This window comes from Streptomyces sp. JLBG701 (assembly GCF_058544905.1).
In genome coordinates this window covers 860,325-881,960 of record NZ_CM178588.1, presented here as the reverse complement: position 1 = coordinate 881,960, position 21,636 = coordinate 860,325, and the positions used below count along the sequence as shown (strand labels likewise).

Here is a 21,636-nt window from a genome sequence, read left to right as displayed (position 1 = left end):
TCGCCGACGACGAGGGCGCGCGGCCGCCGGCGGCCTCAAGGCGGCCAGGACAGGGGTGCTGGGCCGAACGGCCCCATGGCCCGAGGGACGGATGGCGCCGTTCATGGGCCCTGTCCGGCACTGCCCGCGATCAGTGGGGTGGACGAGCATCTGAAACGACAAGCGCACGCGTGGAGTAGTGAAGGGACATCCGGCGATGACCGCAACGGTGACAGCTGGCAGCCGAGGGGCCGAGGCATGGCGTGGTTTCGCCGGGACACTCTGGCGTGACCGTGTCGACGTACGTGACTTCATCCAGGCCAACTACACGCCGTATGAAGGGGATTCGGGGTTCCTGGTCGGTCCGACGGAGCGGACCCTGGCGGTCTGGGGCAAGGTCAGTGTTCACTTCCCCGAGGAGCGGCGTAAGGGAGTCTTTGATGTCGACCCGGGCACCCCGTCCACCATTACCTCGCACCGGCCGGGTTTCATCGACCGTGACCGGGAGTTGATCGTGGGCTTGCAGACCGATGCCCCGCTGCGGCGGGCGATCATGCCGGGTGGCGGGCTGCGGATGGTGGAGAACAGTCTGGAGGCGTACGGCTACCAGGCGGATCCCTTCGTCACGCGTGTCTTCGGGACGTATCGCAAGACCCACAACGACGGTGTCTTCGACGCGTACACCCCTGAGATGCGGGCCGCGCGCAGGGCCGGGATCATTACCGGTCTGCCGGATGCCTACGGTCGTGGCCGGATCATCGGGGACTACCGGCGGGTCGCGCTGTACGGTACCGACCGGCTGGTGGAGGCCAAGCGGGCCGAGCGTGCTGTGCTGGATGGGCGGCTTTCGAGCCCGGATGTCATCCGGGACCGTGAGGAACTGGCCGAGCAGATACGGGCGTTGGGTGAACTGGGCCGGATGGCCGCCTCGTATGGCTGCGATGTCAGCCGGCCCGCCGCCACCGCCCATGAGGCGGTGCAGTGGCTCTACCTCGGTTTCCTGGCGGCGGTGAAGGAGCAGAACGGTGCCGCGATGTCGCTGGGGCGCACCTCCACGTTCCTGGATGTCTATCTCCAGCGGGATCTGGCGGAGGGTGTCATCGACGAGAGGCGGGCGCAGGAGCTCATCGACGACTTTGTGATCAAGCTGCGGATCGTGCGGTTCCTGCGCACCCCGGAGTACGACGCGCTGTTCTCCGGTGATCCGACCTGGGTGACGGAGTCCATCGGCGGTATCGGCGGTGACGGGCGCACGCTGGTCACCCGCACGTCGTTCCGGTTCCTGCAGACGCTCTACAACCTCGGCCCGGCCCCGGAGCCCAACCTGACCGTGCTGTGGTCGCCTCGACTGCCGTCTGCCTTCAAGGAGTTCTGTGCCCGGGTGTCCATCGACACCAGCGCCGTGCAGTACGAGTCCGATGACCTGTTGCGGCCGCGGACCGGCGATGACACCGCGATCGCGTGCTGTGTGTCGGCGATGACGGTGGGCCGGCAGATGCAGTTCTTCGGGGCGCGGGTGAACCTGGCCAAGGCGCTGCTGTATGCGGTCAACGGCGGCCGGGACGAGATGACCGGTGAACAGGTCGCGCCCCAGGCTCGCGCCCTGTCCGGCGAGTACCTGGAGTACGGGGAGCTGTCGGCCGCGTACGACCGGATGCTGGACTGGCTGGCGCAGACGTATGTGAACACCCTCAACGTCATCCACTACATGCACGACAAGTACGCCTACGAGCGCATCGAGATGGCGCTGCACAACCACCCGGTGTACCGCTACATGGCCTGCGGCATCGCCGGACTGTCGGTGGCCGCGGACAGCCTCTCGGCCGTCAAGTACGCCCGGGTGAAGGTGGTCCGGGACGACACCGGCCTGGCTGTGGACTACGAGACCGAGGGCGAGTTCCCGGCGTTCGGCAACAACGACGACCGTGTCGATTCCATCGCGGCCGGCCTGGTGAAGTCCTTCATGTCCAAGGTCCGCCGCCACCCCGCCTACCGGGACGCCGAACACACCCAGTCGGTGCTGACGATCACTTCGAACGTCGTCTACGGCAAGCACACCGGCAACACCCCCGACGGCCGGCGCGCCGGGGAGCCCTTCGCGCCCGGCGCCAACCCGATGAACGGCCGTGACCGGCACGGGGTCGCCGCCAGCGCGCTGTCGGTCGCGAAACTGCCCTACGAGCAGGCCCGTGACGGCATCTCGCTGACCACGACGATCACTCCCGAGGGGCTGGGGCACCACCCGGAGGAGCGGCCGGGCCACCTGGTCGGCATCCTCGACGCCTACATGGCCTCCGGCGGCTTCCACATGAACGTCAACGTCCTGGACCGGGCGACGCTGGAGGACGCCATGGACCACCCCGACAAGTACCCGGAGCTGACCATCCGGGTGTCCGGTTACGCCGTCAACTTCGTCCGGCTGACCCGTGAGCAGCAGCTCGACGTGATCAGCCGTACCTTCCACGGATCGCTGTGAGCACCACGGTCGCGCCGGTGACGGGCCGGATCCACTCCTGGGACCTGTCCACCGGCGTGGACGGTCCCGGGACGCGGTTCGTTCTCTTCCTCAGCGGTTGTCCGCTGCGCTGCCTGTACTGCGCCAACCCCGACACCTGGCACATGCGCGACGGTCGGGAGGTCACGGCCGGCGAGGCGATGGCGGAGATCGACACGTACCGGGCCTTCGTCACCACCGCCGGGGGAGGGGTCACCATCACCGGCGGGGAACCGCTGCTCCAGCCCGCCTTCACCGCCGCCGTGCTGCGCCGCTGCAAGGAGGCCGGACTGCACACCGCCCTGGACACCTCCGGCTTCCTCGGCGCCCGCGCCACCGACCGACTCCTCGCCGACACCGACCTGGTCCTCCTGGACATCAAGTCCTTCGACATCACCACCTATCGGGAGCTGACCGGCGGCGAACTCGCCCCCACCCTCAACTTCGCCACCCGCCTGGACCGACTCGGGATCCCCGTGTGGATCCGCTACGTCCTGGTGCCCGGCTGGACCGATGACGAGGCCTCCGTCGACGGCCTGGGCGCGTTCCTCGCCGGTCTGCCCAACGTCGACCGCGTGGACGTCCTGCCGTTCCACAAGCTCGGAGCCCACAAGTACGACTCCCTCGGCATCCCCTTCGCGCTGCGTGACACTCCCGTACCGGACCCGGACCTCATCGAGCGGGTGCGCGAGCAGTTCCGGGCGCACGGCCTGCGGGCCGTGTGACAGAGCGGGCGGCGGCGCGCGGGGAGACGTCGCCCGAGCACTCCGGCGGGAACGCCGCCACCAGCACGGTGGTCACGACTGGCGTGCGTCACCAACCGGTCAACGGCGATGGCGGTGTCCGACGGTGCGTCGGCGGCGGCTGCTGTCCGGGTGCGGTCGTCGTGGCGGGTCATGGGAGCGTGCGTCCGTGGGAGGGAGCTGAAGCCGCATGGTCGGTGGTGCGGGGTGGGAGCGGCACTGCGGGGGATCGGTACCGCTCCCACCAGCAGCGTTCCTCGCGCCGGGATCCGTCAAGGAGGTCCCGTTGGTCCCTGCGAGGGCCTGACCGGCCCCAGCCCGGACGGGCCGGGGGCCCATCCGTGACAGCCGTCTCCGTGTTGCCCGAAGGTCAGCGCTCGGGCAGCCAGTGGTGCTCGATCCTGCGTGACGGGTGCTGCTCGGGCGGGCGGGTGTCATCGATGCGGAACGTCAGGCTGTTCACCACGCCGACCACTCCGTCCACCCGGTACGCCGACCGGATCACCGGCGGGATGTCGCTGCGGTGTTCCAGTCGCCCTTCCAAGGTGACCATGCCGTCCCGCACCGAGACGATCACGGTGTGGGGAGGCAGAGACATGGCGCGGGTCAGCACGTCGTCGAGGATCTCCCCGCGGATCTCCTCGTCCGTGCGCAGGAAGACACGCAGCAGGTCGCGCCGGGTGGCGATGCCGATCAGGCGGTCCTCCTCGTCCACGACCGGGAGGCGTTCGACGCCGTGGCGCTCCATGACGCGCGCGGCGTCCGCGACCCGCTGTTCCGGGTGAACGGTGATCGCGGGCGTGGACATCAGGTCCTCGGCGGTGGTGGCGTGGGCGACGGCGGCCGCGCGACGGGCCCTACGGCGCAGTGCGGGCATCCGGAACCGGCGTGTCCGGTCGTCGGCGGAGCGGGCTGCCTGGGAGCGGATCAGATCGGTCTCCGAGACGACCCCCAGGACCTTGTCGTCGTGGTCCACCACGGGCAGCCCGCTGATCCGGTGTTCGTCCAGCAGTCGAGCCACGTCCTTGAACGGTGTCTCCCGGCGGGCTTCGACGACCTCGCGGGTCATCACCTCGCCGACGATGCGGGTCATCACGCTCACTTCCTTCCTCGTCCGCAGTCCACAAGCGGAGTGCGACGGAGTGCTGCTGGGAGTCCTGCGGAGCACGGCGGCCTGCGGGACGAGGCATCGGGGCCGGTACGCACGGGCCTCAGCGGCCGCAACGGCCGTTGCCGTCCCTTCGGACCTTCCCGGGGAGCCGACCCCCGATGCTCCTTCAGCCTCCCTCTCGGACACCGGTCGGGGCAGGGGCCGAGCGTCCTGCGAACGGGGGCCGAAACGCCCCACCACCGGTCGGGTGAGCGGCCGGGCATCAGCGTCCAGTCGGCGAATGCGGGTACCGGGAAAGGCTGGGCGCACGGGAAACAGGGCCGACCGGCCCTGGCATTGGGACCCGCGAACAGGAAGGATCCCGGTTTTGACGCCGGATTCTGGACATCGGCGCGGAACGCACTTCGAGGAGCAACAGATGGCGGACAGCCGGCAACCCGGACCCGAGAGCCCGATCCGGGTCTTTCTGCTGGACGACCACGAGGTCGTACGCCGCGGGGTGCACGACCTACTCAACGACGAGCCGGACATCACCGTGGTCGGCGAGGCGGCCAATGTCGAACAGGCACTGATCCGTGTACCCGCGCTGCACCCCCACGTTGCGGTCCTCGACGTGCGCCTGCCCGACGGCGACGGCGTGACCGTGTGCCGGGAGCTGCGCTCGCGCATGCCGGAACTGGCCTGTCTGATGCTGACCTCGTTCGACGACGAGGACGCCCTGCTGGACTCGATCATGGCAGGGGCCTCCGGGTACGTGCTGAAGCAGATCCGGGGCTCGGACCTGGTGTCGGCCGTCCGTACGGTCGCCGCGGGCCAGTCGCTGCTCGACCCGAGCGCCACCACGCGGCTGATGGCCCGCCTGCGCGACGGTCAGCAGAAGGAAGAGGAGGAGCCGGACGCCCTGCCGGGCCTGACCGGCCGGGAACGGGAGATTCTCGCCCTGATCGGCGAGGGGTTGACGAACCGTCAGATCGGGGAGCGGCTCTTCCTCGCGGAGAAGACCGTGAAGAACCACATCTCCCGCCTGCTGGCCAAGCTCGGTGTGGAGCGCCGCATCCAGGCCGCCGTCATCGCCACCCAGGCCCAGGACAGGCTGAAGCAAGAAGGCCACTGACACCACTCGGCGAGCCGTGGGGCCGAACGTCCCCCGGCTCGCCCCCGTACGGCCCAAGCCCGATCGCATCCCCGGCCAGCAGGCTGGCAGCGCATACAGCCGCGAATCGATCGGGAGGACGACGGACATGAGCGTGCGCGTGGGCATCAACGGCTTCGGACGCATCGGGCGCAACTACCTGCGGCTCGTGCTGGAGCGCGCGGAGACCGGCACCGGCACACCGGTGGAGGTCGTCGCCGTCAACGACATCACCTCGCCGGCGGCACTGGCCCATCTGCTGGCTTACGACTCGACGTACGGCCGCATCGGCCGCCCCGTCGAGCACGACGAGGACTCGATCACCGTGGACGGGCACCGGATCGCCGTGACCGCCGAACGCGACCCGGCCGCCCTGGCCTGGGCCGATCTCGGCGTCGACATCGTCATCGAGTCCACCGGCCGCTTCCGCACCCGGGAGCAGGCCGGAGCACACCTGAAGGCGGGCGCACGCAAGGTGCTGCTCTCCGTGCCGGGCAAGGACGTCGACGCCACCGTCGTGATGGGCGTCAACGAGGGCACGTACGACCCGGCGAACGACCACGTGGTCTCCAACGCCTCCTGCACCACCAACTGCGTGGCCCCCATGGTGAAGGTCCTCGACGAGAACTTCGGTCTGGTCAAGGGGCTGATGACCACCATCCACGGCTACACCAACGACCAGGTCGTCCTCGACGGCCCGCACAAGGACCTCCGTCGCGGCCGTAGCGCCGCCGTCAACATCATCCCCACCAGCACCGGGGCCGCCCGCGCGGTCGGCCTGGTCCTGCCGGAGCTGGCCGGGACCCTGGACGGGATCGCCGTACGTGTCCCGGTCGAGGACGGCTCGCTGACCGACCTGAGCGTCGTCCTGGAGCGGTCCGTGACCGCGGACGAGGTCAACGCCGCGTTCCGGGAGGCCGCCGACGGGCCGCTGAAGGGTGTGCTGCGGGTGTCCGACGCCCCGATCGTCTCCCGGGACATCGTCGGCGACCCGGCCTCCTGCGTGCTGGACGCGCCGCTGACCCAGGCGCACGGCGACCTGGTCAAGGTCTTCGGCTGGTACGACAACGAGTGGGGGTACACCAACCGGCTCCTCGACCTCACCGAGTACGTGGCTGCCCGGCTCCGGTAGAGCTGACCGTGCGCAGCCTGGTGGCCGAGTCGTGGCGGCGTTGCGCCGCGACCGGGGTGCGTCGCGACGGCGGATGCCTGCCACCCCTGCCCAGGAGCTCCCAAGAGCTGGTCGCGTACCGGCGCACCCGGCCGTACGGCGGGCCGAGCGGATGCACTTCGTCGAGGGGGCCGTGTGGTCCGAGGCGCAGGCCGGGACGAAGGCCCCGGGCACCGCGCAGCTGAAGGAGATGGACGACGTCAACCCCGAGTTTCCGCAGGCGGACGTGGCACTCGTGATCGGCGCGAACGACGTCACCAACCCGATCGCCCGCCGGCCCGGCAACGCGATCTCCGGCATGCCGATCCTCGACGTCGACAAGGCCAAGAGCGTCGTCGTCATCAAGCGCTCGATGGGCCACGGCTACGCCGGGATCGACAACGAGCTCTACACCGACCCGAAGACCGGCATGTTCTTCACCGACGCGAAGAAGGCACTGTCCGAACTCAAGGCGGCCGTCACGGAGTTCGTGGGCTGACACACAGACACGGACACAGAGGGTCCCCGCACGCGGAGTGCGGGGACCGACGCGCCGACCCCGGAGATGTCCGGTTCGGCGTCGAGCAGGTCGGCCAGGTCGCGTCGGACGACCCAGTGGCCGATCAGCAGGAAGACGCGGATCGGGTTCCGCGGCCGGTCACTGCGAGGGACGGCCGGACTCGTCCAGCTCGAACTCCACGTCCACGACACCCTCGACAGCCCGTACCAGGCGAGCGGCCACCGGGACCAGGGACGCGTCCCCGACCCGGCCGCTGAGTGTCACGACGCCCTCCCGCACCGCCACCCGGACGTCCGACGCCGATGTGGGGAACAGGTACGCCACCACCTCGCGGCGTACTTCCTCGGCGATGTCCTCGTCGGCCCGCAGGAACACCTTGAGCAGGTCGACACGGCTGACGACACCCTCGAGCCTGCCCTGGTCGTCGACGACGGGCAGGCGCTTGACCCTGGCCTGTGCCATGGTGCGTGCGGCCTGCGCCAGCGTCGCGTCCGCCGGGACGGTGAGGGCGGGGGAGGTCATGAGCTCCCTGGCTGTCACCGAGCCGGCCTTGGCGAGGTCGGACAGGCGCCGCAGCTGGGTGTATCGGTCGGGGTCGCTGTCGCGGAACTCCTCCTTGGGCAGCAGGTCGGCCTCGGAGACGACGCCGACGACGCGGTCGCCGTCCTCCACCACTGGCAAGGCGCTCACCTTCCGGTCCTGCATGGTCCGCACGATCTCCTTGAAGGCGGCCTCGCGGCCGACGACGGCCACGTCCCTGGTCATCACGTCGCTCACGATGTGTGGTGTCGCGTGCACGGTGCCTCCTGCGTCGTGTCGGTTGCTCGGCTGTGCGGGCGAACTCATCGCAGGCCTCCGCTGCCGTACGGGGCGTACAGGTCCAGGAGGCGGGTGCGGGTCGCGTGCAGCCGATGGGCGACGATGCCACCCACCCACTCGGCGACACTCACGCCGAGTGTCCGGTCGGCCTGGCACATCGCGCGGACGGTCACCGCGTCGAACTCGTAGGCGCGCACCGGTGTCGCAGCCTCGGCGCCGAGATGCCACACGTGCGGCGGGAACAGCCAGGACCAGCCCACGAGTTCGTTGTGCCCGAGGGACTCGATCACGGCCGGCCGGCGGCCGGGCACGCGCATGTCCAGGTCGACCGTGCCGGTACGGATGATCCAGAACCGGTCGGCGTGACCACCCTCCGCGAAGAGGCGTGTTCCCTGCGGGAAGGACACCTCCCGGGCGATCCGCATCAGTTGCTGCCGGTGTTCGGCGGGCAGTGCCCGTAGCATGCCGGCCCTGGCGGGAGCGTTCATGACGTGCCTCCAGCACAGACGGGTGGACCTTCCGTTCCAGGGTGTGTCCTCCCCACGCCCCGGACCATGGGCCACCCGGCCCCGGAGTCGGGCCACCCGGCACCACAGGGAGTGCCCTTGGAGGCCGTGCGGGCGCTGATGAACGCCTCACACGGTGCCGACTGCAGATCGCGCGGCGGGCGCTCCCGCGGCTTGAGAGCAGTTCGTCGTTTCCGGCACCGACGCGCGGTCGGCCCTCACGCCCGCCGACCGGACCGGAAACAGCGCGGGTCTTAGGGCCGACCGGCCCTGATGCCGCGCCCGGACAGCCCATGGGGCCGCTCCCCGATCCGCTGGATGCTGAAGGTGTCGAGAGGCTTGGAGGAGACCTGCGATGACTGACGACGTGCTCCGCGGACCCACCGTCCACGCCCTGCTCGCGGACGGCACCACCGTGTGCATCCGCCCCGTGGCGCCGGGGGACCATGACCAACTGCAGGGGCTGTACGAGGAGATGTCGCCGGAGAACCTCCGGCTGAGGTTCTTCGCGGCGAGCCGACGCTCCGCGGAAATGGCCGCCGACCGGGCCTGCCGCCCTGTGCACCCCGGCTACCGGGCGCTGCTCGCCGAGACGCAGGGCCAGGTGATCGGCCTCGCCGAGTACGACACCGGCGGCGACGGCGACACGGCCGACATCTCCATTGCCGTCGCGGACGGGCTGCACCACCGGGGTGTGGGAACCCTCCTGGTCGAGCACCTCGTCTCGGCCGCGCGCACGGACGGCATCACGACGTTCACGGCCGACGCGCTCAGTGAGAATCACGAGGTCCTCCGCCTCTTCGCCGACCTGGGACTGCGTACGGCCCGCCGTTTCGAGGGGCCCGAGGTGCGCTGCACCATCGAGCTCGGTGAGGACGACACCTACCTGACGGCGGTGGAGGAACGCGGCCGGGCCGCCGACGTGGCCAGCCTGGAGCCGTTGCTGCGGCCGGAGGCGGTCGCTGTCGTGGGCGCCGGGCGCAAGCCGGGTTCGGTGGGCCGGGCGGTCCTGCACCAGTTGCACGCGGGTGGCTACACCGGGCGGCTGTTCGCGGTGAACCCCGCCGCGCACTCGATCCTCGGCGTGCCGTCCTACCCGTCGGTCAGCGCCCTGCCCAGGACTCCCGACCTCGCGGTTCTCGCCGTACCCGCCGCCGCGATCCCGGAGACGGCGGAGGAGTGCGGCAAGGCGGGCGTGCGGGCCCTGCTCGTCGTCACCGCCGGCCTGGACGCCGACCAGGCCCAGGCCCTGCTGGCGGCCTGCCGCTCGTACGGTATGCGGCTGGTGGGCCCCAACTGCCTCGGCATCGCCCATACCGATCCGGAGTTGCGTCTCGACGCCACCTTTGCCGCCGGCCATCCCTGCCCCGGCAGCGCGGGTGTCGCCGTGCAGTCCGGCGGGGTGGGCATCGCGCTGCTTGATGGCATGTCCCGGCTCGGTATCGGCGTCTCCTCGTTCGTGTCGCTGGGTGACAAGTATGACGTCAGCGGTAACGACATGCTCCAGTGGTGGGAGAGCGACGGCCGTACCGACCTCGCGCTGCTGCACCTGGAGTCGTTCGGCAGCCCGCGCGCGTTCTCCCGTACCGCCCGGCGGGTGACCCGTCGTATGCCGGTGCTGACGGTCGACGCCGGCCGCACCGAGGCCGGCCGGCGTGCCGCGGCCTCGCACACCGCGGCGGCCGCCACCCGCACCATGACGCGCGGCGCGCTGTTCACGCAGGCGGGCATCACCGCTACGCGGTCGGTGGGTGAACTGCTGGAAGCCGCAGCCCTGTTGCACTCCCAGCCCCTGCCCGCGGGACCCCGGATCGCGATCGTGACCAACGCGGGCGGCGCGGGCGTCCTCGCGGCCGACGCCTGCGCCGAGGCCGGGCTGTCGCTGCCGGCACTCACGCCTGAGCTCGTCGATGACCTGCTCGCCGTACTGCCCGCCGGGGCGGCCGCAGGCAACCCCGTCGATGCGACGGCCGCGGTCTCCGAGGCGCAACTCACGGACTGTGTGGACCGGATCATGCGGCACGCCGGTGTCGACGCCGTCCTTGTGGCCCTGGTTCCCACGGCGGTCGCCGCGGCGACCGGCGACGACCTCGTCCGGGCACTCACCGGCGCCCCCGGTCGGCGTCCCAAGCCGGTCGCCGTGGTACGGCTGGAACAGGGCCTGCCCGTGGAGCTGTTGCCCACCGCCCAGGGCGGCACCCTCCCGTCCTACGCCGAACCCCAGGCGGCAGCCCGGGCGTTGGCCCACGCGGCCCACCGCGCGGCCTGGCTCGCCCGGCCCGCGGGAACGGTGCCCGCGCTGCACGGAGCCGACACGGCGCGCGCCCGCTCCGTCGTCGACACTTTCCTCGCGGCTCACCCCGACGGGGCTTGGCTCGACCCGCGCACCTGCGCCGAACTCCTCGACTGCTACGGCATCTCCCAGCTTCCGTGGGCCTGGGCCGAGACCGAGGACGACGCCGTCCTCGCCGCCGACCGGCTGCGCGGCTTCGACGGCCGGGTGGTCATGAAGGCCCACTGGCCGGGCCTGCTGCACAAGACCGCCGAGCATGCCGTCCATCTCGACCTGCGCGGGGATGCCCAAGTCCGTGCCGCGTACCGTGACTTGGAGACCCGGTTCGCCGGCCTGCTGACCGGTGTGGTGATCCAGCCGCTCGCCGACCGCGGCACCGAGCTGTTCGCCGGCGTCGTCCAGGACCAGGTCTTCGGACCGCTCGTCCTGTTCGGGCTCGGCGGCACCGCGACCGAGGTGCTCGCCGACCACGCGGCCCGCCTTGCCCCGCTGACCGACCACGACGTGCACGACCTGATCACGGCCCCGCGCTGCGCCCCGCTCCTGTTCGGCGCGCACGGCAGCCGGCCCGTCGACCTCGAAGGCCTCGAACAGCTGCTGCTGCGGCTGTCCCGCATGGCGAGCGACCTGCCGCAGCTGGCCGAGGCCGACTTCAACCCCGTTCTCGCGACACCGGGCGGAGTCACCGTGCTCGATGCGCGCGTACGCCTGCTGCCCTGCAGGCCCCAGGATCCGTATCTGCGCCGACTCCGCTGAGGAGGGACAACCATGAAGCACAACAAGGTCGGCTCCGTGATGACCACGGAGGTCGTCCGTGCCACGTACGGAACGCCGTTCAAGGAGGTGGCCCGGCTGCTGGGCGAGCACCGCATCAGCGGACTGCCCGTGGTCGACGAGGACGACAAGGTCATCGGCGTCATCTCCGAGACGGACCTGCTGGTCCGGCAGGCCGAGACGCCCGACCCGTACGAGCCGAGGAAGCGCTTCCGGTTCGCCCGGCTGACGCCCAGCGCGAGGAGGCAGGCGGCCAAGGCCAGGGCCCGCACCGCCGGCCAGTTGATGACCGAGCCGCGGGTCACGGTGCATGCCGACGCCACCATCGTCGAGGCCGCCCGCACCATGGCCCAGCACCACATCGAACGGCTTCCCGTCCTCGACGAGGAGCACCGGCTGGTCGGCATCGTCACCCGCCGCGACCTGCTCCAGGTCTTCCTGCGGCCCGATGCCGAGATACGGGGTGAGGTCATCGACGAGGTGCTGGTACGGGCCCTGTGGGTGGCCCCGCTCAGCATCGACGTCTCCGTGGTGGAGGGCGTGGTCACGCTCTCCGGCCACATGGAACGCAAGAGCGAGACGGAGATCGCCGTCTCCATGACCCGACAGATCGACGGTGTCGTCGCCGTCGTCGACAAGCTCACCTTCCGGCTGGACGACTCGCACCTCAAGCCGGACGAGGCGGCCCTGCACGGTGTCACCGACGACTGGCTGCGCAGGCTGTGAGATGAGAGGAGGCGGACCGCGATGACCGGCAACGTGTTGGTCGCCTACGGGACGACGAACGGATCGACCGCGCAGATCGCCGAGGCCGTGGCCGAGGTACTGCGCAAGGAGGGCTTCACCGCCGAAGCGTCGCCGGCCGGCAGCGTCTCGCGCGTGACGCCGTACGACGCCGTAGTGCTCGGTGGCGGGTTGTACGCCGGACGCTGGCACAAGGACGCCCGCCGGTTCCTCCGCCGGCACGGCAAGGATCTGGCCGGCCGGCCGCTGTGGCTGTTCAGCAGCGGCCCGCTCGACGCCTCGGCCTCGGAGCGGGACATACCGCCCGTGCCCGGCGTGCAGAAGGCCATGGACCGGCTCGACGCCCGGGGACATGTCACTTTCGGCGGCTGCCTGGAGGAGGGCGCGAAGGGGTGGGTCGCCCGGATGATCCTGCGCAACGGAAAGGGGGGTGACTTCCGGGACTTCGCCCGGATCGAGGAGTGGGCGGCAGACATCGCCACGGCGCTCACCAGCGGCACGGACAGGAACTGAACGGCCCTGCGGGGCAGTAGGCGATCCGGGGCGGGTCGGCACCTGGTGGCGGGCCCGCCCCTCAGCCCGCCCAGTTGTCACGGGCGTGGCTCCTCGGTTCCGGGGCGGTCGTCAGCTGTCCGCGGGGCGTTCGAGTGCCACCTTGGGCAGCCGCCGGGCGAGCGGGGCGGGCAGCCACCAGGCCCACTTGCCCAGCAGTTGCATGATGGCCGGGACGATCAGGCAGCGGATGACCAATGCGTCCATCAGGATCGCCACCGCAAGGCCCAGGCCGAACTGCTGGAGCATCCGGTCGGCACTCAGCATGAAGGCGCCGAACACCACGATCATGATGGCCCCGGCCGCCGTGATCACCTTGCCGGTGGAGGCCAGTCCTTCCCGTACGGCGAGGGAGTGGTCCTTCGTACGCTCCCACTCCTCGTGCATGCGCGAGACCAGGAACACCTCGTAGTCCATGGAGAGCCCGAACACGATCGCGAAGATCAGCACGGGGAGGAAGGCCTCGACCGGGCCCGGCTGCACCCCGAACAAGCCGTGTTGGAACACGAGGGTCATCGCGCCGAGCGCGGCGGGGATCGAGATCAGGTTCAACAGGGCTGCCTTGACGGGGATCAGGATCGACCGGAAGACCAGCATCAGCAGCAGTGACGACAGTCCGACGACGACGGCGACGAAGAGCGGCAGCCGCTTCGAGACGGTGTCCGCGAAGTCCTGGGAGGCGGCGGTGGCACCGCCGACCAGGATCCTGGCGCCGGTGTCGCTCTCCAGGTCCGGGACCACGTCGTCGCGCAGGTGGTGCACGAGGTCGGTGGTGCCCTCGTCCTGCGGTGCTGTCTTCGGGTAGACGATCACGGTGGACAGGGCGCCGTCCTCGGAGGGCATCGCGGGGCTGGCCGCGGCCACGCCTTCGGCCTTGGCCAGCTCCGCCTGGACGGCCTTGCCGGCTCCTTCGTCTCCTTGCGCCAGGACGATCAGCGGACCGTTGAAACCCGGGCCGAAGCCCTCGGCGAGCAGGTCGTACGCCTGCCTGGAGGTCGTGGACTTCGGGTCGTTGCCGGCATCGGCGAAGCCGAGGCGCATGCCAAGTGCCGGTGCGGACAGGGTCAGCAGGGCTAGGACGGCGACCATCAGGGACGGCAGCGGACGGCGCTGTACGGCTGAGGCCAGGGACCGCCAGCGGCGGCCCTCGGTCCTGCCCTTGGCCGCGGTCCTGGCCGCGTCCTTGAGCACATGGCGCTGGATGCGTTTACCGAAGACCGCCAGCAGCGCGGGCAGCAGTACCAGCGAGGCGGCCATGGTGGCCAGCACGGTCAGTGCCAGGGCGAGAGCCACACCCTGCAGTGAGCCGAGACCGAGCGCGACCAGGCCGAGCAGGGCGATGATCACGGTGCAGCCGGCGAAGAAGACCGTGCGGCCGGCGGCGTCCAGGGCCCTGCGGCCGGCTTGGTCCGGGCCGGCGCCGTCGGTGAGTTCGTGCCGGTAGCGGTAGAAGATCAGCAGGGCGTAGTCGACGCCGACGCCGAGCCCGACGAGCATCGTGATGGGCGGAGTGAAGTCGGCGATGGTGAAGACGTGCGAGGCGAGAACGATCAGGCCGAGGGCGGAGCCGACCGCGAAGAGGGCGGTGAGTAGCGGCACGGCGGCCGCCACCAGGGAGCCGAAGAGCAGCCCGAGGATGACCACGGCGGCCACGATGCCGGCGAGTTCCGCGGTCGGGCTGCCCTTCTCCTCGGCGCCGCGCACGGCATCGCCGCCGAGCTCGACCTGGAGCCCGTCCGCCTGGGCCCCCTTGGCGGTGTCGATGATCGCGGCGACGTCCTCCTTGGGCACGGCCTCGGCCTTGCCGTCGAGCGTCACGGTGGCGTAGCCGATCGTGCCGTCCTTCGACACCGCGGAGGCATCGGCGTACGGGCTGCGTACATCGGCGACGCCCGGCAGTCCTCTCACCTCGGCCAGCATCTTCTCCACGGCGGCCTCGCGGCTGTCGATGCCCTGGCTGTCCTTGAGCACGATGTCGACGCTGTCGCCGGCCTGGGCGGAACCATGCTGCGTGAACAGGTCGGTGGCCGCTTGGGAGTCGGTGCCCGGCAGGGCGAAGTCGTTCCTGTACGCGGAGCCTGCGGCCTGCGACCCCAGCGTGACTGCGGCCAGGACGGCGACCCAGATCAGCAGGGCGGCCCAGCGGTGACGCTGCGCCCAACCGGCCAGGGCGCCGAACCGGCCGCCGCGCGGCCGATCCGGCCGATCCGGTGGTGCGGGCGGGGCAATGGGCGCGGCTTCGCCGCGGGTGGAAGACATGGGTGACTACCTCGGATTCGAGCGTGAGTGGCCTGGCTGAAGAAGCGCGCCCACCACGGCGCCGCACAACGTGGGCGTGCCGATCCCCAGGGCGGCGAACACGCTGCCGACCGAGAAGGCCAGGGCCCCGGCGGCCGTGGCCCGTCCGGGGAAGAGGGGTGCGTTCATGCCCTTGAGCGTGCCTGTGCGAGGGGTGCCGAATCGTCAGCCTGCGGCTGACACCGGGCGTACCCCAGCGGATGCAGGCCGCCGCCGCGTCGTACCCCAGCGGTGCCGGGTCGCGCCGTCCGTCCCGCCGACGGGGCTACTCCGCCAGCCAGCCCGGGCTGACCATTCCGGACTCGTACGCCAGCACCACGACCTGCGACCTGTCCCGCGCCCCCAGCTTCGACATGATCCGGCTGACATGCGTCTTCGCCGTCGACGGGGAGAGCACCAGCCGCGCCGCGATCTCGTCGTTCGTGAGCCCTGCGGCCACCAACCGCATGACCTCACGCTCCCGTTCGGTGAGCACGTCGAGCCGGGGATCCGGCTCCGGGCCCTTCACCCGGCCCGCGAACTCGGCAATGAGCCGCCGGGTGACCGACGGGCTGATCAGGGCATCGCCCCGGGCGGCGACCCGTACCGCCTGCAGCAGTTCCTCCGGCTCAGTGTCCTTCACCAGAAAGCCCGTCGCCCCGGCGCGCAGCGCCCCGTACACGTAGTCGTCCAGATCGAAGGTCGTCAGGATGACCACCTTCACGGACGCCAGCCGCTCATCCCCGGCGATCGCCCGGGAGGCATCCAGACCGTCCATCCCCGGCATCCGGATGTCCATCAGGACCACATCCGGCCCCAGCTCGTGGCAGGCCGAGACCGCGGCCTGCCCGTCCGCGGCTTCCCCCACCACCTCGATGTCGCCCTCGTCCTCCAGGATCGACCGGAACCCGGCCCGGACGAGCCGCTGGTCATCCGCCAGCAGGACCCTGATCATCGGTCGCTCCGCTCCATCGGCTCTCCTGTGGTCCCGTACGGTAGCCGGGCCCGCACCGCGAATCCGCCCTCCGGCCGCGAGCCCGCCGTCAGCTCGCCACCCAGGGCCCGCGCCCGCTCGGTCATGCCGCTGATCCCGCTGCCGCCACCGGACCCCGCCGGGCGGGCCGTCGAGCCCTTGCCGTCGTCCTCGACGGTCAGGGTCAACTCCCCGTCCCCGTAGGCGAGTCGGATCGTGACCCGGCGGGCGCCGCTGTGCTTGGCGGCGTTGGTCAGCGACTCCTGCACGATCCGGTACGCGGCCAGGTCGACCGGGGCGCCCAGCGAGCGTTCAGTCCCGGTCCGCTCGATGCGCACCGGGAGCCCCGCCAGCTTCGCGGAAGCCACGAGCTCATCCGCCCGGGCCAGCCCCGGCGCGGGTGCCGTGGGCGCCTCCTCGTCGACGCGGCGGAGCACGCCGAGGGTGGCCCGGAGTTCCCGCAGGGTCGCCCGACTGCTCGCCTTGATCGCGCCGAGCGCCTCTTCGGCCTGGGCAGGATCCTTCTTCAGCCGGTGCAGTGCCGCACCCGCCTGCACGTTGATCAACGAGATGTTGTGCCCGATCACATCGTGCAACTCCCGAGTAATGCGCAGCCGTTCCTCGGTGGCACGCAGCCGCGCCTCCTCCTCGGCGTAGGCCATCCTGCTGCGCCGCACGCTGCCGAGGGCCACCACGGCGACCAGCCAGCCGGCCAGCATGAACACCGCCGTGCCGGTGACATCGCTGCTGCCCACGAAGGTGCCCGCGAACATGCCGATCGCCATCGCCGCCGCGATGGCGACCGCGGCCCGCATCCGGCCCTGGGCCGCGATGGCGTACAACGCCACGATCGGTACCACGACCAGCGGACCATCGGTGTCACTCAGCAGGTAGTAGCCGCCAGTGGCCAGTGCTGAGAACCAGCCCACGGCCACCGGATACCGGCGCCGGAACAGCAGTGCTCCGCACACCGCGACGATCAGCAGCCAAGACGCGATGAGCGCGGGCATCGGGCCCTCTCCGCTGCCCAGCAGCTGCCCCTCCGCGAGCGCCACCAACACGAACGTCCCGAAGGCCAGTGCAGCGTCGGCGCGGACGCCACGGGGCAGCCGGAAACGGACCGGGTCGAATGGGGGCACGCGTCCATTCTGCCCGCGATGCCGACCGAAGGAGGACGGAGCCACCAGCGACGTGCGCCGCGGGTTCTGGGACCTTGGCGTGGAGGCCGCTGCCGAAGGAGCCGTCGGCGCCCTCCACGGCATAGACGACGAGACGTGCCGGCAGCCGGCCCAGGACGCGGGCCGGCTCGACGGCCTCGCCGAGCCCCAGACCGTGCGAGACGGGCGTGCTCCCACAGGCCGATGAGTCGTCCGGGTTCGCCGTCACAGATGGCGAGCACGATGTCGGCCGGAAGGGACTGGTCCGCGCCTCGCTCTCTCAGCCGGGCGACGACCGCCCACCCCGCGCCGTCGTCCCGCCGGACTCGTTCCCGACGCCGATCACGACAATGCGCGTCCTCATACCTCCTACCGTGCCGCCTTCGGGCCCTCCCGGCATGGGCCGAACGGCCCCTGGCCAAGCCCTGGGGGCCCATACCTGCCTGGTGCCCGCGGCGGGACGCTGGTGCCAGGAGCAGACCGAGCCCTGGAGGTGGCACGATGCTTCCCCCCGTCATCGTCGGAGTGGACGGATCCGCCGAGAGCCTGGCCGCCGCGGAATGGGCGGCCCGCGAGGCCATGCGTCGTGAGCGCCCTCTGTGGTTGCTGCACGCCTGGAACTGGCATCCGCGTCAACAGGACGATGTGACCGCGAACGCAGTCCAGCGGCATCTGGCACACCGTTCGTTGCGTCAGGCCGAGGAGCGCATCCGTCAGGGATGCCCCGACATCCGCCTCTACGACGAGCAGGTCGAGGGTCCGGCGACCGCGGCCCTGCTGAAGGAGGCCGAACGGGCCGAGGTACTGGTGCTGGGTTCCCGCGGGCTGAGCGGGTTCACGGGATTCCTGGTGGGTTCGGTCGCGCTCGGCGTGGTGGCGAAGGCCACCCGGCCAGTCGTCCTCGTACGGGCGGGGGAAGAGGCGGCGGACGAGCACCTTCCGGCGGAAGACGGGAGCGCTTCCACCCGTACCGGATACCGGGACGTGGTGCTCGGCATCGATCTGGGCGACGCATGCGACGAGGTGATCGAGTTCGCCTTCGAGGCGGCCAGGATCCGCCGCGCCCGGCTGCGCGTCGTGCACGCCTGGCAGCAGCCGTCACCGCTCGGCCTCGGCAGCGGGGACATCGGGCTGGTGGCAGAGCCGCAGCAGGCGCAGGAGTGGCTGGGCTTCCTCTCAGCCGTGCTGCAGGTGTGGCGTGACAAGTACCCCGAGGTCGAGGTCGCCGAGTCGGTGGTTGAGGGAAAGGCCTCCAACGTACTGGTCCGGGCCGCCTTCGGGGCGAGCCTGCTTGTCGTAGGCCGCCGGATCGCCGAGCGACCCGCGCTCGCGCGCACCGGGCCCGTCACCCACGCCGCCGTCCACCACGTCGGCTGCCCCGTCGCCGTCGTCCCCCACGAGTGAGAGGCCCGATCCGAGATGAGCACGCCCGTCAAGTACGTGTAAGAGTTCGCCGAGGGCAGCCGGGACATGGCCGCCCTCCTCGGCGGCAAGGGAGCCGGTCTCGCCGAGATGACGCGGCTGGGCCTGCCCGTCCCACCGGGATTCACCGTCACCACCGAGGCCTGCAAGGTCTACCTGGAGACAGGCCAGGAGCCGCCCGAGCTCGGCGTCGAGGCGGCCCGCGCCCTGGCGGGGCTGGAGCGGTCGATGGGCCGCACGCTCGGCGCGGCCGACGACCCGCTGCTGGTGTCCGTACGCTCCGGTGCCCGCTTCTCCATGCCCGGCATGATGGAGACCATCCTCGACATCGGTCTCAACGACGCGTCCGTCACCGGGCTCGCCAAGGCGTCCGGGCAGGAGCGGTTCGCCTGGGACTCGTACCGCAGGCTGGTCCAGATGTTCGGCCGTACGGTGATGGGCGTGGACGGTGATTTGTTCGAGCAGGCCATCGCCGCGCACAAGGCCAAGCGTGAGGTCAAGGGCGATCATGACCTCGACACCGGCGAACTCGTCCTGATCACCGAGGAGTTCAAGGACATCAAGAGGGGATGTTCCAGCAGGCCGGCCGTGATGTCAGGACCCCCCGGCCCAAGGACTTCGCCATCACGCCCGACAGGCTGGCCGAAGCCGCAGAGAAGTACGGGCAGATCCTCCTCGGCCCGCCGCGGTGAGCCGTCCCGGATCAGGTGTTGCTCGGCTCCGCCTTGCGCTCGTCGGCCTCCGTGTGCGGAAGCGGCCGCCCCAGTTCGTCGACGGGGGCGCCGGCCCAGACGCGTGGGCGTCCATGGCGGGGCCGAGTCCCATGCCGCGCTCGGTGAGGCGGTAGGTGACGTCGATCGGGGGACCGGGGGAGACCTCGCGCGCGACGAGCCCGACCTCCTGGAGCTCCGAGAGGCGGTCGCTCAGTACGCGCTTGGACAGCGCCGGGAGCGCGGAGTTCAGCTCGCTGAAGCGGGCCGCTCGCCTGTGTTGATGAGGCACCGTTACTTTCCTCCGTCCTGATCCGCCGGACAGGCCCGCGCATGGCGCTCGCCCGCTCCTTCCTGCCCCGTCTGGCGGAGGACGGCAGCTACACCGCCATCGCCGGTTTCTCCGCGCAGAAGCCGTACCCGGCCGCCGGAATCGTCAGCATCCAGGGCGCCGCCCAGCTCATGATGCGCGAAGCCCTCAGCGCCGAACTGAAGGGGCAGCGGCGTGTCAACGACCTCATCCTCGGCCCCGTCATCAACCGCAGCCGCCCGGGCGGCGACCCGAACTGGCTCACCGCCGAACAGGTCGGCGAAGCGGCGGTCGCCGTCGCGCGTACGCCCTCGATCGCCGACGAGCACGTCATCCTGGACACCGTAGAGGACCTGAAGAAGACGCTGGCCCGCACGGCCGGCTGACCGTTCGGGTCACCCTGTGAGAGAGGAACTCCCGATGGTCGAGCAGGACGAGCGCTTCGACGTGGTGGTACTCGGTGCGGGCCCCGGCGGATACGTGGCCGCGATCCGGGCCGCCCAGCTGGGCAAGCGCGTCGCGGTGGTCGAGGAGAAGTACTGGGGCGGCGTGTGTCTCAACGTGGGCTGCATCCCGACCAAGGCCCTGCTGCGCAACGCCGAGCTGGCGCACATCTTCACGCGCGAGGCGAAGACCTTCGGCATCAAGGTCGACGGGGAGGTCTCCTTCGACTACGGCGAGGCGTTCCGCCGTAGCCGCCGGGTCGCGGACGGCCGGGTCAAGGGCGTTCACTACTTGATGAAGAAGAACAAGATCGCTGAGATCGACGGCCGTGGCACGTTCCTGGACCCGCACACGCTCCAGGTGGCCGGCTACGACGGCGACACCCGCACGATCGGCTTCGATCACTGCGTCATCGCCACCGGAGCGACTCCCAAGCTGCTGCCCGGTACTCGCCGCACCTCGCGCGTGGTGACGTACGAGGAGCAGATCCTCGCCGAGGACCTCCCGCAGTCCATCGTCATCGCGGGCGCCGGCGCCATCGGCATCGAGTTCGCCTACGTGCTGCACAACTACGGCGTGAAGGTCACGATCGTGGAGTTCCTCGACCGCGTCGCCCCACTGGAGGACGCGGAGGTCTCGGCCGAACTGGCCAAGCAGTACCGGAAGTTGGGGATCGACGTGCTCACCTCCACCCGGGTCGAGTCGATCGACGAGTCCGGCCCGCAGGTCCGCGTCACGGTCGCCGGCAAGGACGGCGCCCAGCAGGTCCTGGAGGCCGACAAGGTGCTCCAGGCCATCGGCTTCGCGCCGAACGTCACCGGCTACGGCCTGGAGAACACCGGCGTGCGGGTCACCGAGCGCGGCGCGATCGACGTGGACGGACGCTGCCGCACCTCTGTCCCGCACATCTACGCCATCGGCGACGTCACCGCGAAGCTGATGCTCGCGCACGCCGCCGAGGCGATGGGCGTGATCGCCGCCGAGACCATCGCGGACGCGGAGACGATGGAGCTTGACTACGTGATGATCCCGCGCGCCACGTACTGCCAGCCCCAGATCGCCAGCTTCGGCTACACCGAGGCCCAGGCCCGCGAGCGCGGCCACGACGTCAGGGTGGCGAAGTTCCCGTTCACCGCGAACGGCAAGTCCCACGGCCTCGGCGACACCACCGGCTTCGTGAAGCTGATCAGCGACGCGAAGTACGGCGAGCTCCTCGGCGGCCACCTCATCGGCCCCGACGTCACCGAACTGCTGCCCGAGCTGACCCTGGCCCAGCAGTGGGACCTGACCGTCCACGAGGTCGCCCGCAACGTGCACGCCCACCCGACCCTGGGCGAGGCGGTGAAGGAGGCGGTGCACGGACTGGCCGGTCACATGATCAACATGTGACATTCCGTCGGGCCGCCGGGCAGGCGCACGGGCGGGGGCGGACGGCGCAGAGGCGGGAGCAGGAGGGGCCGGTTCGTGCGCCCTGGTGAGGGGTCCGTGGCGCGCCTACAGTGTGGCGCCACGGCCCTGCGGCACTT

19 protein-coding genes and 2 pseudogenes are annotated in these 21,636 nt (G+C 70.8%); 12 read left to right on the top strand and 9 right to left on the bottom strand.

The features are described 5' to 3' along the window. The first annotated feature begins 196 nt into the window (after positions 1-196). Both pflB and pflA read left to right on the top strand, forming a co-directional pair. Positions 197-2,455, top strand: a complete 2,259-nt coding sequence (gene pflB / locus AC5DRG_RS04000; protein WP_491808090.1) for a formate C-acetyltransferase — start codon at positions 197-199, stop codon at positions 2,453-2,455. Continuing rightward, positions 2,452-3,198: a pyruvate formate-lyase-activating protein gene (pflA, locus tag AC5DRG_RS03995; RefSeq protein WP_491808089.1), complete on the top strand. Its 747-nt coding sequence runs from the start codon at positions 2,452-2,454 to the stop codon at positions 3,196-3,198. The genes pflB and pflA overlap by 4 nt, the downstream gene beginning before the upstream one ends. A 388-nt stretch (positions 3,199-3,586) precedes the next feature. Here the strand turns inward: pflA and AC5DRG_RS03990 are convergent, their stop codons facing one another. Further along, on the bottom strand, positions 3,587-4,309 hold the full coding sequence (locus AC5DRG_RS03990; RefSeq protein WP_491808087.1) for a CBS domain-containing protein: 723 nt from the start codon (positions 4,307-4,309) through the stop codon (positions 3,587-3,589). A 436-nt stretch (positions 4,310-4,745) separates the two neighbouring features. Between AC5DRG_RS03990 and AC5DRG_RS03985 the strand changes: the two genes are divergently transcribed. From AC5DRG_RS03985 to AC5DRG_RS03975, 3 genes are all read left to right on the top strand, one after another. Next, a complete protein-coding gene (locus AC5DRG_RS03985) occupies positions 4,746-5,441 on the top strand; it encodes a response regulator (protein WP_491808085.1) in 696 nt (231 codons plus the stop codon). Between the two features lie 127 nt (positions 5,442-5,568). Then, the gene (gap, locus tag AC5DRG_RS03980) at positions 5,569-6,591 is read left to right on the top strand and encodes a type I glyceraldehyde-3-phosphate dehydrogenase (RefSeq protein WP_491808083.1); all 1,023 of its coding nucleotides are present in this window, start codon (positions 5,569-5,571) and stop codon (positions 6,589-6,591) included. Between the two features lie 73 nt (positions 6,592-6,664). Then, complete coding sequence (locus tag AC5DRG_RS03975; RefSeq protein WP_491808081.1) at positions 6,665-7,108, top strand: NAD(P)(+) transhydrogenase (Re/Si-specific) subunit beta; 444 nt, start codon at positions 6,665-6,667, stop codon at positions 7,106-7,108. A 159-nt stretch (positions 7,109-7,267) separates the two neighbouring features. Here AC5DRG_RS03975 and AC5DRG_RS03970 read toward each other — a convergent pair whose 3' ends face one another. Continuing rightward, the gene (locus AC5DRG_RS03970; RefSeq protein ID WP_491808079.1) at positions 7,268-7,927 is read right to left on the bottom strand and encodes a CBS domain-containing protein; all 660 of its coding nucleotides are present in this window, start codon (positions 7,925-7,927) and stop codon (positions 7,268-7,270) included. A 44-nt stretch (positions 7,928-7,971) separates the two neighbouring features. Beyond that, entirely contained in the window at positions 7,972-8,436 is a 465-nt protein-coding gene (locus AC5DRG_RS03965; RefSeq protein WP_491808077.1) for a cyclic nucleotide-binding domain-containing protein, read from the bottom strand. A 373-nt stretch (positions 8,437-8,809) separates the two neighbouring features. On the opposite strand from AC5DRG_RS03965, the gene AC5DRG_RS03960 reads away from it, so the two are divergent. Genes AC5DRG_RS03960 through AC5DRG_RS03950 form a run of 3 tightly spaced genes read left to right on the top strand, consistent with a single transcriptional unit; the run spans position 8,810 to position 12,778 of the window. After that, positions 8,810-11,503, top strand: coding sequence for a bifunctional acetate--CoA ligase family protein/GNAT family N-acetyltransferase (locus AC5DRG_RS03960; RefSeq protein WP_491808075.1), 2,694 nt, complete (start codon positions 8,810-8,812; stop codon positions 11,501-11,503). A 12-nt stretch (positions 11,504-11,515) separates the two neighbouring features. Next, positions 11,516-12,247 carry a CBS domain-containing protein gene (locus tag AC5DRG_RS03955; RefSeq protein ID WP_491808073.1) on the top strand — a complete coding sequence of 244 codons (732 nt, stop codon included), beginning with the start codon at positions 11,516-11,518 and terminating at the stop codon, positions 12,245-12,247. A gap of 21 nt (positions 12,248-12,268) precedes the next feature. Continuing rightward, entirely contained in the window at positions 12,269-12,778 is a 510-nt protein-coding gene (locus AC5DRG_RS03950; RefSeq protein WP_491808071.1) for a flavodoxin domain-containing protein, read from the top strand. A 111-nt stretch (positions 12,779-12,889) separates the two neighbouring features. On the opposite strand, the gene AC5DRG_RS03945 is transcribed toward AC5DRG_RS03950, so the two are convergent. The 5 genes and pseudogenes from AC5DRG_RS03945 to AC5DRG_RS03925 all read right to left on the bottom strand — a co-directional run. Next, positions 12,890-15,076, bottom strand: a complete 2,187-nt coding sequence (locus AC5DRG_RS03945) for an MMPL family transporter (RefSeq protein WP_491808069.1) — start codon at positions 15,074-15,076, stop codon at positions 12,890-12,892. A 6-nt stretch (positions 15,077-15,082) separates the two neighbouring features. Beyond that, positions 15,083-15,244, bottom strand: coding sequence for a hypothetical protein (locus AC5DRG_RS03940; protein WP_491808067.1), 162 nt, complete (start codon positions 15,242-15,244; stop codon positions 15,083-15,085). A 136-nt stretch (positions 15,245-15,380) separates the two neighbouring features. Beyond that, positions 15,381-16,049 carry a response regulator gene (locus AC5DRG_RS03935; RefSeq protein ID WP_491808065.1) on the bottom strand — a complete coding sequence of 223 codons (669 nt, stop codon included), beginning with the start codon at positions 16,047-16,049 and terminating at the stop codon, positions 15,381-15,383. Then, positions 16,046-17,206: a sensor histidine kinase gene (locus AC5DRG_RS03930; protein WP_491808063.1), complete on the bottom strand. Its 1,161-nt coding sequence runs from the start codon at positions 17,204-17,206 to the stop codon at positions 16,046-16,048. The genes AC5DRG_RS03935 and AC5DRG_RS03930 overlap by 4 nt, the downstream gene beginning before the upstream one ends. 70 nt (positions 17,207-17,276) lie before the next feature. Next, a pseudogene (locus tag AC5DRG_RS03925) lies at positions 17,277-17,588 on the bottom strand (hydrogenase maturation protease); the annotation flags it as partial. A gap of 137 nt (positions 17,589-17,725) precedes the next feature. Between AC5DRG_RS03925 and AC5DRG_RS03920 the strand changes: the two are divergent. Further along, complete coding sequence (locus AC5DRG_RS03920) at positions 17,726-18,628, top strand: universal stress protein (RefSeq protein WP_491808061.1); 903 nt, start codon at positions 17,726-17,728, stop codon at positions 18,626-18,628. Positions 18,629-18,694: 66 nt separating this feature from the next. Continuing rightward, a pseudogene (locus AC5DRG_RS03915) lies at positions 18,695-19,213 on the top strand (PEP/pyruvate-binding domain-containing protein); the annotation flags it as partial. A 57-nt stretch (positions 19,214-19,270) separates the two neighbouring features. Here the strand turns inward: AC5DRG_RS03915 and AC5DRG_RS03910 are convergent. Beyond that, positions 19,271-19,648, bottom strand: a complete 378-nt coding sequence (locus AC5DRG_RS03910; RefSeq protein WP_491812964.1) for a winged helix-turn-helix transcriptional regulator — start codon at positions 19,646-19,648, stop codon at positions 19,271-19,273. A gap of 41 nt (positions 19,649-19,689) precedes the next feature. Between AC5DRG_RS03910 and AC5DRG_RS03905 the strand changes: the two genes are divergently transcribed. Both AC5DRG_RS03905 and lpdA read left to right on the top strand, forming a co-directional pair. Further along, positions 19,690-20,052 (top strand): SDR family oxidoreductase, encoded by a 363-nt coding sequence (locus tag AC5DRG_RS03905; protein ID WP_491808059.1) that lies wholly within the window; start codon positions 19,690-19,692, stop codon positions 20,050-20,052. A gap of 34 nt (positions 20,053-20,086) precedes the next feature. Beyond that, positions 20,087-21,499: a dihydrolipoyl dehydrogenase gene (gene lpdA, locus AC5DRG_RS03900; protein WP_491808057.1), complete on the top strand. Its 1,413-nt coding sequence runs from the start codon at positions 20,087-20,089 to the stop codon at positions 21,497-21,499. The last annotated feature ends 137 nt before the right edge of the window (positions 21,500-21,636 follow it).

Bases quoted from the DNA above. Each gene is read 5' to 3' on its own strand.
- pflB (WP_491808090.1), top strand. From the start codon at position 197: ATGACCGCAACGGTGACAGCTGGCAGCCGAGGGGCCGAGGCATGGCGT.
- AC5DRG_RS03990 (WP_491808087.1), bottom strand. From the start codon at position 4,309: ATGACCCGCATCGTCGGCGAGGTGATGACCCGCGAGGTCGTCGAAGCC.
- AC5DRG_RS03985 (WP_491808085.1), top strand. From the start codon at position 4,746: ATGGCGGACAGCCGGCAACCCGGACCCGAGAGCCCGATCCGGGTCTTT.
- gap (WP_491808083.1), top strand. From the start codon at position 5,569: ATGAGCGTGCGCGTGGGCATCAACGGCTTCGGACGCATCGGGCGCAAC.
- AC5DRG_RS03975 (WP_491808081.1), top strand. From the start codon at position 6,665: ATGCCTGCCACCCCTGCCCAGGAGCTCCCAAGAGCTGGTCGCGTACCG.
- AC5DRG_RS03965 (WP_491808077.1), bottom strand. From the start codon at position 8,436: ATGAACGCTCCCGCCAGGGCCGGCATGCTACGGGCACTGCCCGCCGAA.
- AC5DRG_RS03960 (WP_491808075.1), top strand. From the start codon at position 8,810: ATGACTGACGACGTGCTCCGCGGACCCACCGTCCACGCCCTGCTCGCG.
- AC5DRG_RS03955 (WP_491808073.1), top strand. From the start codon at position 11,516: ATGAAGCACAACAAGGTCGGCTCCGTGATGACCACGGAGGTCGTCCGT.
- AC5DRG_RS03950 (WP_491808071.1), top strand. From the start codon at position 12,269: ATGACCGGCAACGTGTTGGTCGCCTACGGGACGACGAACGGATCGACC.
- AC5DRG_RS03945 (WP_491808069.1), bottom strand. From the start codon at position 15,076: ATGTCTTCCACCCGCGGCGAAGCCGCGCCCATTGCCCCGCCCGCACCA.
- AC5DRG_RS03940 (WP_491808067.1), bottom strand. From the start codon at position 15,244: ATGAACGCACCCCTCTTCCCCGGACGGGCCACGGCCGCCGGGGCCCTG.
- AC5DRG_RS03935 (WP_491808065.1), bottom strand. From the start codon at position 16,049: ATGATCAGGGTCCTGCTGGCGGATGACCAGCGGCTCGTCCGGGCCGGG.
- AC5DRG_RS03920 (WP_491808061.1), top strand. From the start codon at position 17,726: ATGCTTCCCCCCGTCATCGTCGGAGTGGACGGATCCGCCGAGAGCCTG.
- AC5DRG_RS03905 (WP_491808059.1), top strand. From the start codon at position 19,690: ATGGCGCTCGCCCGCTCCTTCCTGCCCCGTCTGGCGGAGGACGGCAGC.
- lpdA (WP_491808057.1), top strand. From the start codon at position 20,087: ATGGTCGAGCAGGACGAGCGCTTCGACGTGGTGGTACTCGGTGCGGGC.